This is a genomic window from Streptomyces sp. 5-10, assembly GCF_014712245.1.
Lineage (GTDB): Bacteria > Actinomycetota > Actinomycetes > Streptomycetales > Streptomycetaceae > Streptomyces > Streptomyces violaceusniger.
Genome location: NZ_JACVYG010000008.1, coordinates 1 through 13,325 on the forward strand (window position 1 = coordinate 1; position 13,325 = coordinate 13,325).

Sequence of the window (13,325 nt, forward strand, 5' to 3'; positions counted from 1 at the left end):
TTTGGCGTATGTGTTGTATACGTCGGGGTCGACGGGTGTTCCTAAGGGTGTGATGGTGGAGCATCGGAATGTGGTGCGGTTGTTCTGGGCGACTGATCGGTGGTTTGGTTTTGGGTCGGATGATGTGTGGTCGTTGTGTCATTCGTATGCGTTTGATTTTTCGGTGTGGGAGATGTGGGGGGCGTTGTTTTATGGTGGGCGGTTGGTTGTTGTGCCGGGTGATGTGGTGCGGTCGCCGGGGGATCTTTATGCGTTGGTGTGTCGGGAGGGTGTGACGGTGTTGAGTCAGACGCCGGGGGCTTTTCGGCGGCTGGTGGAGGTGCAGGGGGGTAGTGGTGAGGGGCATTGTCTGCGGTATGTCGTCTTTGGTGGGGAGGCGTTGGAGGTTGGGGGGTTGCGGTCGTGGTATGAGCGGGAGGTGAATGCGGGCACGTTGTTGGTGAATATGTATGGGATCACTGAGACGACGGTTCATGCGACGTATTACCCGTTGAGTGGGGCGGATGTGGAGTCGGGTGCGGGGTGGGGTGGGGGGAGTCCGATTGGGCGGCGGCTTCCTGATCTGCGGACTTATATTNGGTGCGGTGGTTGGGGGATGGGTCGATTGAGTTTGTGGGGCGTAATGATTTTCAGGTGAAGGTGCGGGGTTTCCGTATTGAGTTGGGTGAGGTTGAGGCGCGGTTGTTGGAGGTGCCGGGGGTGCGTGAGGCGGTGGTGCTGGCCCGTGAGGATGTCGCGGGGGATAAGCGGCTGGTGGCGTATCTGACGGGTGAGTCCGTTGCGGTGGAGGAGGTGCGGGCGTTTGTGGGGGTGCGGTTGCCGGAGTACATGGTGCCGGCGGCGTTTGTGTGGCTGGATGTGTTGCCGTTGACGGCGAATGGGAAGGTGGACCGGCGTGCGCTGCCGGAGCCGGAGGGTGGGGCTTACGCGTCTCGGATGTATGAGCCCCCGGTGGGGGAGAGGGAGACGTTGCTGGCCGAGGTGTGGGCGCGGGTCCTTGGGGTGGAGCGGGTTGGCCGTCGTGACAATTTCTTTGAGTTGGGTGGGCATTCGCTGCTGGCGGTGACGCTGGTGGAGCAGATCCGTCTCCTGGGCGTGGAAACGGATGTGCGTACGTTGTTCGAGGCGCCGGTGCTGGCGGATTTCGCGGTGGCGATGGGTGCTGGTTCTGGGGCGGTGGTGGTTCCGCCGAATGTGATTCGTGACGACAGTGCGGTGATTACGCCGGATATGGTGCCGCTGGTTGCGCTGTCTCAGGATGAGATTGATCAGGTGGTGGCCGCGGTTCCTGGTGGTGTGGGGAATGTGCAGGANGCGCTGTCTCAGGATGAGATTGATCGGGTGGTGGCGGCGGTTCCGGGCGGCGTGGCGAATGTGCAGGATATTTATCCGTTGGGGCCGTTGCAGGAAGGTATTTTCTTTCATCACCTGATGTCGCGGGAGGGTGATGCGTATTTGCTGTCGAGTCTGTTGGGTGTGGACAGTCGTGAGCGGGTTGATGGTTTGGTGGCGGCGTTGCAGGTGGTGGTGGATCGGCATGATGTTTTGCGTACGTCAGTGGTGTGGGAGGGTTTGTCGCGGCCGGTGCAGGTGGTGTGGCGGGATGCGCCGCTGACGGTGGAGGAAATCACCGTCAGCAGTGTTGAGGAGTTGTTGGAGCGTTTTGATCCGCGGCGGTATCGGCTGGATTTGCGGCAGGCGCCGTTGCTGCGGTTGTGCGTGGCCTTCGATGCGGTGGCTGAGCGTTGGCTGGTGTTGATCCTTTTGCATCATCTGGTGGGTGATCACACGGCGTTGGAGGTGGTGGGCGAGGAGGTTCAGGCGGTGATGGCCGGCGAGGCTGGGCGGTTGCCGGAGCCGGTGCCGTACCGCAATGTGGTGGCGCAGGCGGTGCTGGGTGTCAGCGCTGATGAGCATGAGGCGTTCTTCCGCGAGATGCTCGCGGGCGTGGATGAGCCCACCGCTCCGTTCGGGTTGATGGACGTCCAAGGTGACGGCTCCGAGATCACCGATGCCCGTATCGAGCTCAGCCCCGACCTGGCTGGGCAGATGCGTTTTGTGGCGCGGCGGCTCGGGGTGAGCGTGGCGAGTCTGTGCCACCAGGCGTGGGCGCAGGTCTTGGCGCGGTTGACCGACCGGGATGATGTGGTGTTCGGCACCGTTCTGTTCGGCCGGATGCACGGCGGTGCCGGTGCGGACCGAGGCATGGGCTTGTTCATCAATACGCTGCCGATGCGTGTGGGTATCGGTGACGACGCGGTACAAGCTGGGGTGCTCCACATCCATGAGGCGTTGACCCGGCTGATGCGCCACGAGCATGCGCCGCTGGCGCTGGCGCAGCGATGCAGCGCTGTCCACCCGTCGATGCCGCTCTTCACCAGTGTGCTCAATTACCGCCACACCTCCGCTCCCACCCCTGCGGACGCCCAGCCTCCTGCGGACACCCAGCCTCCTGCGGACACCCAGCCTCCTGCGGACGCCCCGCCCCTCGCGGACACCCCGTCCCCCGCGGCCGCGGCCGGGGCGGTCATGGGCGGATTCGAGCCGCTCAATGACGTCGAGCGCACCAACTACCCCGTGATGCTGTCGGTGGATGACCTGGCCGAGGGCTTCGTGCTCACCGCGCACGTCGATGCGTCGGTCGACGGGCAGGCGGTGTGTGCGTTGATGCGGACCGCGTTGCAGGAGTTGGTGGCGGCTTTGCGGTCGGCGCCGATGACACCGTCGCGTGAGCTTGACGTCCTGCCCGATGCCCAGCGCGAGCTGGTGCTTCGCACGTGGAACGCCACAGAAGCGCCCTTCGACGCTGAGGCGTGTGTGCATGAACTGTTCGAGCGGCAGGTGGCGCGCACTCCCGACGCTGTCGCTGTGGAGGACGGGGCTCGGTCCCGGTCACTCACCTATGTCGAGCTGAACGTGCGCGCCAACCGGATCGCGCACCGGTTACGGGCGCTGGGCGTGGGGCCGGGCAGCCGCGTGGCGGTGTGTGCCGAGCGGACCGTGGAGATGGTCGCCGGACTGCTCGGGATCCTCAAGGCCGGCGCCGCGTACATACCGCTGGATCCGGCGTACCCCGAGCGTCTGGGCTTCGTGCTGGACGACAGCGAGCCGGCCGTCGTGCTGACCCATGGGCCGAAGACCGTCCGCCTGATGCGTGACCTTATGCGTGATCTGATCGGGAACGCGCCCGGGCGGCCCATAGTGGTGGATCTGGGCGAGGACTTCGGTGATCAGCTGGACATCGACCTCGACCGGGCGAAGACCGGTCTGAAGTCCTCCGATCTGGCGTACCTGGTCTACACCTCGGGCTCCACGGGCACGCCGAAGGGGGTGATGATCGCCCATCGGAGTGCGGTCAACTGCATCGACTGGGCGGCATCGGCCTACAGCCGAGAAGAGTTGGACCGGACGCTGTTCTCAACGTCGATCAACTTCGATCCCGCGGTGTTCCAGGTGTTCGTTCCCTTGGCCGTCGGCGCGACGGTGGTTCTGGCGGACGATGTCCTGAGCCTGGCGTCCCGGCCGGTCGACGTGTCGCTGATCGACACGGTGCCGTCCGCGCTGAGCATGCTGGCCGAGGGTGGCCACCTTCCGTCGACGGTCACAACGATCAATGTTGGTGGTGAGGCGCTCAAGCAGGACGTCGTGGACCGCGTTTTCGCGGACACCGGTGTGCAGAGGATCTGCAACCTGTACGGGCCGTCGGAGACCACGATCAACTCGACGGGCGCGATGATGCGGCGCGAGGAAGGATTCGTGTCGCACATCGGCAGGCCCTTGGCGAACACGCGGGTCTACATCCTGGATCGGTACGGTCGACCGGTTCCGATAGGTGTGGTGGGAGAAATCTTCATCGGTGGGGCAGGCGTCGCGTGCGGCTACCTCAACCGCCCCGAGCTGACTGATGAACGCTTCGTCCCCGATCCGTTCGGCACGGACCCTGAAGCGCGGATATATCGGACGGGGGATCTCGGCCGGTGGCTGGCGGATGGGTCGATTGAGTTTGTGGGGCGTAATGACTTCCAGGTGAAGGTGCGGGGTTTCCGTATCGAACTCGGCGAGGTCGAGGCCCGGCTGTTGGAGGTGCCGGGGGTGCGTGAGGCGGTGGTGCTGGCCCGCGAGGATGTCCCGGGGGACAAGCGGCTGGTGGCGTATCTGACCGGGGAGCCCATTGCGGTGGAGGAGGTGCGGGCGTGTGTGGGGGCGCGGTTGCCGGAGTACATGGTGCCGGCGGCGTTTGTGTGGCTGGATGTGTTGCCGCTGACGGCGAACGGGAAGGTGGACCGGCGGGCGCTCCCGGAGCCCGAGGGCGCGGCCTACGCGTCCCGCGCCTACGAACCCCCGGTCGGGGAGACGGAGACGCTGCTGGCCGAGGTCTGGGCGCGGGTCCTTGGCGTTGAGCGGGTCGGCCGCCATGACAATTTCTTCGAGCTGGGCGGGCATTCGCTGCTGGCGGTCACGCTCGTGGAGCGGTTGCGGACGCTCGGGTTCGAGACCGATGTGCGCACACTGTTCGAGGCGCCGACGCTGGCGGAATTCGCGGTGGCGATCAGCGTGCCAGTCGAATCCGTCGCGGTACCGCCCAATGTGATTCGCCCCGACAGTGCGGCGATCACACCGGATATGGTGCCGCTGGTCGCGCTGACCCAGCAGGAGATCGACCGGGTTGTCGCCGGCGTGCCGGGCGGCGTGGCGAACGTCCAGGACATCTACCCGCTCACGCCGCTCCAGGAAGGCATTCTCTTCCACCACCTGATGGCGCGGGAGGGCGACACGTACCTGCTGTCGGCCCTGCTGGGGATGGAAGACCGGGACCGCGTCGATCGTTTCGTCGCCGCCCTCCAGGTAGTGGTCGACCGGCACGACATCCTCCGGACCTCGACGGCGTGGGACGGGCTGCCGCGCCCGGTGCAGATCGTCTGGCGCCGCGCGCCGCTCGTGGTGGAGGAAGTGGCCGTCGACGGGGCCGACCAGTTGGTGGAGCGTTTCGATCCGCGGCGCTATCGGCTGGATCTGCGGCAGGCACCGTTGCTGCGGCTGTGCGTGGCCTTCGACGCGGCGCACGGCCGGTGGTTGGTGCTCGTCCTGTTCCACCACTTCGTCGACGACAACACCTCCCTGCGCCATCTCATCGACGAGGTCCAAGCCGTGATGGCCGGCCACGAGGATCAGCTACCCGAGCCGGTGCCGTACCGCAACGTGGTGGCGCAGGCGGCTCTGGGCGTCAGCGAGGAGGAGCACGAGGCGTTCTTCCGCGAGCTGCTCGGTGACGTGGACGAGCCCACCGCGCCGTTCGGGCTGATGGATGTCCAGGGCGACGGTTCCGGCATCGCGGAAGCCCGGGTCGAGTTGCCCGCCGGCCTGGCGCGCGAGGTGCGTGGTGCGGCGCGGCGGCTGGGGATGAGCGCGGCCAGTCTGTTCCACCACGCGTGGGCCCAGGTTCTGGCCCGGGTCACCGGTCGGGACGACGTGGTGTTCGGCACGGTTCTCTTCGGCCGGATGCACGGCGGCGCGGGTGCGGACCGGGGAATGGGCCTGTTCATCAACACGCTGCCGGTGCGCGTCGGCGTCGGTGACGACGGCGTCGAGGCGGGGATTCGGCGTACTCACGACACGCTGACCCGGCTGATGCGGCACGAGCACGCCTCGCTTGTGCTGGCGCAGCGGTGCAGTGGTGTGCATGCGTCGATGCCGTTGTTCACCAGTCTGCTCAACTACCGTCACCCCACCACCGGTTCCGCCGAGCCTGCCCAGGCGCGGGCGGCGTGGGACGGCATCGAGTCCTTGGAGGTCAAGACCGAGCGCACCAACTATCCGGTGACGTTGTCGGTGGACGACCTGGACGAGCTGGGCGGTTCGGGCGACCCGGATGAGCTGGGCGGTTCGGGCGACCTGGACGACGGCTTCGTGCTCACCGCACAGGTCCACGAGTCGGTGGACCCGCGGTTGGTGTGCGAGCTGATGGAGACCGCGTTGCACGGGCTGGTGACGGCCCTGCGGACGGCGCCGCTCACCCCGGCACGAGGGATCGACGTGCTGCCCGCGTCCCAGCGGGACCTGGTGGTGAACATATGGAACGCCACCCAGCGCCCCTACGACGTCGAGGCGTGTGTCCATGAGTTGTTCGAGCGGCAGGTGGCGCGTACCCCCGACGCCGTCGCCGTGGAGCACGGGCCACGGTCGCTCACCTACGCGGAGCTGAATCGGCGGGCCAACCAGGTCGCACACCGGTTGCGGGCGTCGGGTGTGCGCCCGGGCAGCCTGGTGGCGGTCTGCGCCGAGCGGACCGTGGAGATGGTCGCCGGGCTGCTCGGCGTCCTGAAGGCCGGTGCGGCGTATGTGCCGCTGGACCCGGCCTACCCCGCCGAGCGGTTGCGCATGATCCTGGACGACAGCGGGTCCGCCGTCGTGCTGACTCACGGTCCGCGGGCCGCCGAGCTGATGCGCGACCTGACCACGGACGCCGCCGGACAGGACACCGGCGGTCGGCGAGTGACTGTGGTGGACCTGGACGAGGACCTCGGCGGACAGCCGGAGACCGATCTCGACCGGGCCCGGACGGGCCTCACCTCCGCCCACCTGGCCTACGTCCTCTACACGTCGGGATCCACCGGCAGGCCCAAGGGCGTGATGATCGCACACCGGAACACCGTCAACTTCATCGAGTGGTCGAAGGCGGTCTACAGCGCGGATGTCCTGGAACGGACGCTGTTCTCGACATCGATCAACTTCGACCTGTCGGTGTTCGAGATGTTCGTCCCGCTCGCCGTGGGAGCGACGGTGGTGCTGGTCAAGGACACGCTGAGCCTGGCGTCCGAGCCGGTGGAGGTGTCACTGATCAACACGGTGCCGTCCGCGCTGAACACGTTGACCGAGGCGGGCCACGTGCCGGCGACGGTCAGGACGATCAACGTCGCCGGTGAGCCGCTCAAACGGGACGTCGTGGACCGCGTCTTCGCGGCGACCGGCGTTGGCGAGGTCATCAATCTGTACGGTCCTTCCGAGGCGACGACCTACTCGACCTGGGCGCGCATGCCGCGTGCGGAGGGTTTCGTGCCGCACATCGGCCGGCCCCTGGCCAACACGCGGATCTACATCCTCGACGAGCGAGGCCGTCCCGCGCCGACGGGTGTGGTGGGCGAGGTGTACATCGGCGGGGCGGGTGTCGCGAAGGGTTACCTCAACCGCCCGGAGCTGACCGCGGAGCGATTCGCGGCCGACCCGTTCAGCGCCGACCCCGATGCGCGGGTGTACCGGACGGGGGACCTCGGCCGGTGGCGTGCCGACGGGACGATCGAGCTCCTGGGCCGCAACGACTTCCAGGTGAAGGTGCGCGGCTTCCGCATCGAACTGGGGGAGATCGAGGCCCGGCTGCTGGAGTTCCCCGGGATCCGGGAAGCGGTGGTGATGGCCCGGGAGGACTCGCCGGGTGATCAGCGCCTGGTCGCGTATCTCGGACTGCCGTCGCTCGCCGACGCGGACCCGGACCCGGCGGAGTCGGCCGAGCAGCTGGAGCAGTGGCGGCGGGTCTGGGACGCGGCGTACGACACCTCGCTGATACCCGGCCACGGCGACGGCACCGTGGCCGGCGACACCGGTCCCGGCGACGGCATGGTGGATCCGACGTTCGACATCCGGGGCTGGAACAGCAGCTACACCCGCAAGCCGATCCCCGCCGAGGAGATGCGCGAATGGGTCGACCGCACCAGGGATCTGGTGCTCGCCTCGGAACCTGAGTCGGTGTTGGACATCGGCTGCGGTACGGGCCTGATCCTGTTCTCCGTGGCTCCTCATGTGCGGCGCTACTGGGGCACCGACGTCTCCGCCGTAGCGGTGCGGAACCTGCGGCGGACCGTCGGCGCGCCCGATCGGGCGCTGGACCACATCGAGCTGTTCGAGTGCGCCGCCGACCGCCTCGACCAGGTGCCCGATCAGCTCTTCGACGTGGTCCTGCTCAACTCCGTGGTGCAGTACTTCCCCGACGAGCGGTATCTGCTCTCGGTGATCGAGGGCGCGGTGCGCCGCGTCGCCCCCGGCGGTTCGCTCATCATCGGCGATGTGCGCAGCCTGCCGCTGCTGAGGACCTTCCACGCCACGGTCCAGGCGGCCTGGGCTCCGCCGGAACTGGCCGCGGACCAGCTGCGCGAGCGCGTCGACCGGGCCATCGCCGATGACGAGGAACTCGTCATCGACCCGCGGCTGTTCACCGCGCTGCCCACCCGCATACCGGAGATCACCGGGGTGCGTGTCCTGCCCAAGCTCGGCGGCCACGACAACGAGATGACGAACTTCCGGTACGACGTCCGGCTGACGGTGGCCGGCGGGACGACTCCCCCCGACGAGCCCGTCCAAACCGCGGCCGATGGGGACGTCCAAGCCTCGGCCGATGAGCCGGTCCGAGCCCCGGCCGACGAGCCCGTCCAAGCCCCGGCCGATGGGGACGTCACCTGGCTGGACTGGTCCGAACAGCGACTGACCGTGGACGCCCTGCGGACCACGTTGACGGTCGAGCGCCCGGACATCCTCGCCGTGCACGGGGTTCCCAGCGCGCGGCTGCGCCCGCACGCCGAGCTCGTCCGGCGCCTGGACACGCGGTCCGCGACCATCGGGGAACGCGCTGGGTCCCCTTCCGCTCCCGCGGACGACGCCACCGACCCGGAGCAGCTGAGCCGCATCGGAGCCGACAGCGGCTACCGCATCGACGTGGACTTCTCCCGGCACGGCCGGGACGGCGCGTTCGGTTTCGTCGCGCGCCGCCTCGACGCCACCGGCCGGCCCGTGGTCGGCATGCCGCGGTTGATCGAGCCCTCGACCGCGGAGCCCGACTGGTCGACGCTGGTGAGCGGCGCGCGCCGCAGCCGGACCCGTCGGCTCCTTCCCGCGCTGCGTGCCGAACTCGGCACCCGGCTGCCCGACTACATGGTGCCGTCGGCGTTCGTGTTCCTGGACGCGCTGCCGTTGACGCCGAACGGGAAGGTGGACCGTCGTGCGCTGCCGGCGCCCGAGTCCGAGGCGAACGCGGGCCGGGGGTACGAGCCGCCGGTCGGCGAGGTGGAGACGGCGCTCGCGGCGGTCTGGGCCGACCTCCTCGGGATGAGCCAAGTCGGCCGCCACGACAACTTCTTCGAGCTGGGCGGCCACTCGCTGCTCGCGGTGCAGGTGACATCGTGGTCCCAGCGGGCGGGCGTGGACATCACCATCGGCGACCTGTTCGCCCACCCGACCATCGCCGAACTCGCGCACGCCCTCGGAGAGAGGCGGGAGGCCGAACCGCGGGACGGCGCCGTCCTGGTGCGCCCCGGCGCATCGGAACGCCCCCTGTTCCTGATGCCCGAGGCCGCCGGTTACGTGCTCTACGCCCACGTCCTGGCGCCGCTCCTGGACGAGGGCATCCCGGTGTACGGCATCCCGGCCGACCGGGCGCCGGCGGGACACCGGCGTACCGTCGACGAGATGGCATCGCGGGCCGTCCGCCTCATGCGCGAGATCCAGCCCGTGGGGCCGTACCGCCTCGGCGGCTATTCGTTCGGCGGGCTCCTGGCCTACGCGGTGGCCACCCAGCTGCGCGGCCAGGACGAGACGGTGGAGTTCCTCGCCCTGTTCGACTCGGAGAGCTGCCTCGACGTGGCCGACCCCACCGACCCCTCGGAGGCGGAACACTTCCTGCAGCTCCTCGAGCTCGCGGCGGCGGGGGACCGGGCGAAGGAGAAGGCCGTCGCCGAGCGGCGCTCGGTGATCGAAGGACAGACCTTCGAGACGCTGCTCGCCTTCGGCCGGGAGCTGTCGCTGCTGCCCGACGTCACCGACGACGACCTGCGCACCACCGTCGGGCATCTGAGGGAGACACGATGGGCGGCGGACCGCTACCGCCCCCAGCCGGTCCACCTGCCGGTGCACCTGTTCGTGGCCCAGGACGATCAGGAGCCGGGGGCCGAGCCCACGTACGGATGGTCACAGGTGGTCTCGCCGGAGTTCCTTCGTGTCATACCCGTTCCCGGCGCCCACCTGACGATCTTCCGGACGCCGAACCTCGAGGTCACGGCCGAGGCGTTCAACGCCGCGCTGCGATCTGCGGGCGGCGGCGAGCACGGCGCGGAGCGCGGCTCCGAGCGGCATGCGCCCCTGGTGACCCTCCAGAAGGGCCGGCCGGAGACCGTCGGCCCCGTCTTCTGCGTGCCCGGGGCCGGAGCCAGCGCGGTGAGCTTCACCGATCTGGCCGCCGCCCTGGGGCGGGACCGGCCGGTGTACGGCTTGCAGCCCCGGGGCCTCGACAACCGTGCGGTGCCCGAAACGGATCCGTATCTCATGGCCGAGACGTACGGCGAGGCGGTACAGCAGGCGTGTCCTTCGGGGCCGATCCACCTGCTCGGCCACTCGTTCGGCGGCTGGATCGCCTTCGAGACGGCCTGCCGGCTCGAGGCGGCGGGGCGACGGGTCGGCTCGGTCACCATCGTCGACAGCGAAGCGCCCGACGCGGTGGCCGTGCCGGTCAAGGGCCTCGGCCACCTCGATGTGCTCTCCCAGTGGATCGAGATCTTCGAGATGACCGTGGAGCGCCCGCTGGGCGTCGACATCGACGATCTCCGGAGCCAGCCGTCCAAGGCCGCTCAGATCGCGCTCATCCACGAGCGCCTCGTCGTGGCCGGAGCGCTGCCGCACCGGTCGGGTCCCGAGGTGCTGTACGGGCCGCTGAACGTCTTCGGGACTGCCTTGCGGACGTCGTACACCCCGCGGAGCACCTACTCCGGGGAGGTCGTCCTGGCGCTGGTGAGTGATCCGGAACGGGACGGGGCCGACGATCGCCGGGCCAAGGAGGCGTGTGCCGACGAGTGGCGCCGATGGGCCCCGGGCCTCCGCGTGTTCGACGCGCCCGGTACCCATATGTCGACACTCAAGCGGCCGCACGTCGACTCACTCGTGCGGTTGCTCGACGGACTCCTTCGGGCGGAGGCCCAGCGGAGCCCCGGGCGGTGAGGCCCTCAGCCTTCCGCGACCGCCGACTCGAGCAGGGACAGCGTCTGGTTGTCCGCGTCCACGTGTGCGCGTATGCCTAGGGGCAGCGGCAGGTTCGGCGAGGTGTGACCGAAGTCGACCTGTGCGAGAACCGGGATGTCACGTCGCCCCAGGACGTCGAGTACCACGTCGCGCAGGCCTGCGCGCTGTCCGCCACCCTCGTAGGGCGTGACCTCGGTCGGGATGCCGACCACCATGCCCGCGATCCGGTCCAGCACACCGGACAGCCGCAAGGTGTGCAGGTCGTTCCAGATCCGCGAGACCGGCCGCTGCAGCTCCTCCCAGAACAACACGGCGCCCTCGAACCGTTCGGCGGCCGGCGCGAACGGTGTCGCCTGCAGCAGGACCAGGCGGTTCAGCAAACCGCCGAACAGTGGTCCCTGCGCGCGGCCCGGCCGCCAGGTTTCCCAGGCCCCCCTCGCCGGCAGTGCGCCTGGCGCCTCGGTCTTGGTGAGCACACGGGTGTAGAGGTCGACGAGCTCGGAGCGACGGGCCTCGTCGCCCAGCGTGTACCAATCGCTGCCGAAACCGTGGGTGACGATGTCGGCGTGGAAGCCGACGAGGCCGGTCCTGGCGTACAACGCCATGTGCAGCAGCGAGATGTCGCTGTAGCCGATGATCGGTTTCGGGTCGGCCCGGATCGCGTCCAGATCGATCAGATCGAGATAGCCGATGGTCGTCTGTCCACCGGTATGCGCGACGATGGCCCGCACCTCCGGGTCCCGGAGCAAGACATTGAGTTCCTCGGCCTGCTCCGCCGGAGTGCCCGACGCCCACCAGCGATTCCGCGTCGGGTTGACCATCGGGCTGACCCGCACGCGGAAACCCATCCGTTCCAGTATCGCCACACCGCGGGCGAGCAGTGGTTCCTCACCCGGCTCGAGTTGGCCCGAGGGCGCGGTGACGACCACGAGGTCGCCGGAACGTAGCGCGCGGGGCCGAAGGATCGCAGGCATGGGGACTCTTCCTCGTTGATCAATAATGCCGAGCAACAAGGCCGGTGCCGCCGATATTCCGCCTCAGGTGAGGGCGGCGACCAGCAGGGCGAAGGCGGCGATGAGGACGGCGACGCGGACGTAGTGGAAGCGGTCCCAGCGGTTCATCTGCTGCTTCCAGTCGGCGGGCCGGTTGTCGGGGGTCCACGTCCTGCCCCGGTTGTTGATCGGGACGAGCAGCAGGATCGACATGATCACGCTGAGGATCAGCAGCGTGGCGGCGGTGACGACGAGGCCGGTGCCGTGGTGGTGCCATCTGGTGATGGCCCAGACCGCGGCCAGGACGAGCGAGGTGATGTACCAGACCGGCATCGCGGCGCCGAGCATCCGGGCCCCGTGGGCGCGGCCGAGTACGCCGCTGTCCTCCGGGAGGCCGTTCAGGATCCGGTTGATGACGAAGGCGACGGAGAACTCCACCCCCACCATCACCCCGACGACCACGGTGGTGACGACCTGGAGTGCGTTGAGCACGATGACCCCTCCTTGATATCTAGCGTTGATAGCCGATGTGGCAACGCTAGTACTGCTGCCGCTCGATTGTCTAGCGGTGCTAGGATTCGGATCATGTCGGTACAGGAACGCAAGGAACGCGAACGGGCGGACCGCGAACGCCTCATCGTGGCGACGGCCCGCGAGCTCGCCGAGCAACAGGGCTGGGACGCGGTCACCACCCGCCGGCTCGCCGAGCGCATCGAGTACAGCCAGCCCGTCCTCTACAGCCACTTCCGCGGCAAGCGCGAGATCATCGGCGCCGTCGCCCTCGAGGGCGCCGCCGAGATGGCCGCGTTGCTGCGGGCCGCGGCCCGGGCCGCGGACGGCCCGCGCGCCCGGGTCACCGCCCTCGCCCGCGCCTACCTCGACTTCGCCCAACGCAACCCGGCGGTCTACGACGCCATGTTCCAGCTCGACGGCGGCCTGGCGTTCGCGCACGAGGACACCCCGGAGCCGCTGAAGGACGCCTTCGCCGCCCTGCTGGAGAGCCTTGGCGAGGTCGCCGGGGACGGCGTCCACCCGGCGCTGTTCACCGAGGTGTTCTGGGCGGCCCTGCACGGGCTGGCGACCCTGACCCGGGCGGGACGGCTGCCGCCGGAGGACACCGAGCGCAGGACGGAGCTGCTGGTGGACCGGCTCGCCATGGTCTGACGCACCGTCCCGGCGGGCACGCGGCCGGGGCCCCTGGGCCCCGCCGCCTGCCTGCGGCATCGCCTCCGGTCCCGCGCGCCCACACGGCCCAGCCGCGGATCGCCGGGCCCGCACCCCGACGGGGCACCCGCTAAGTTCGATCGTGGACGACCGTCGCGTAGTCCCCGCCGATCG

5 protein-coding genes are annotated in these 13,325 nt (G+C 68.9%); 3 read left to right on the forward strand and 2 right to left on the reverse strand.

Annotated elements, in window-relative coordinates:
* Positions 1–52 precede the first annotated feature (52 nt).
* Both IEJ02_RS12490 and IEJ02_RS12495 read left to right on the forward strand, forming a co-directional pair.
* A complete protein-coding gene (locus tag IEJ02_RS12490; protein ID WP_498067032.1) occupies positions 53–637 on the forward strand; it encodes an AMP-binding protein in 585 nt (194 codons plus the stop codon).
* Positions 638–639: 2 nt separating this feature from the next.
* Positions 640–10,974, forward strand: coding sequence for a non-ribosomal peptide synthetase (locus IEJ02_RS12495; protein WP_369075647.1), 10,335 nt, complete (start codon positions 640–642; stop codon positions 10,972–10,974).
* A gap of 5 nt (positions 10,975–10,979) precedes the next feature.
* On the opposite strand, the gene IEJ02_RS12500 is transcribed toward IEJ02_RS12495, so the two are convergent.
* Positions 10,980–11,969, reverse strand: coding sequence for a S66 peptidase family protein (locus tag IEJ02_RS12500; RefSeq protein ID WP_191064904.1), 990 nt, complete (start codon positions 11,967–11,969; stop codon positions 10,980–10,982).
* Positions 11,970–12,032: 63 nt separating this feature from the next.
* Complete coding sequence (locus IEJ02_RS12505) at positions 12,033–12,479, reverse strand: anthrone oxygenase family protein (RefSeq protein ID WP_191065069.1); 447 nt, start codon at positions 12,477–12,479, stop codon at positions 12,033–12,035.
* A gap of 93 nt (positions 12,480–12,572) precedes the next feature.
* Between IEJ02_RS12505 and IEJ02_RS12510 the strand changes: the two genes are divergently transcribed.
* Positions 12,573–13,151 (forward strand): TetR/AcrR family transcriptional regulator, encoded by a 579-nt coding sequence (locus tag IEJ02_RS12510; protein ID WP_191064905.1) that lies wholly within the window; start codon positions 12,573–12,575, stop codon positions 13,149–13,151.
* The last annotated feature ends 174 nt before the right edge of the window (positions 13,152–13,325 follow it).

What these genes read in the sequence shown, in the direction of transcription:
- IEJ02_RS12500 (WP_191064904.1), bottom strand. Translation starts at nt 11,969, where the DNA reads ATGCCTGCGATCCTTCGGCCCCGCGCGCTACGTTCCGGCGACCTCGTG.
- IEJ02_RS12510 (WP_191064905.1), top strand. Translation starts at nt 12,573, where the DNA reads ATGTCGGTACAGGAACGCAAGGAACGCGAACGGGCGGACCGCGAACGC.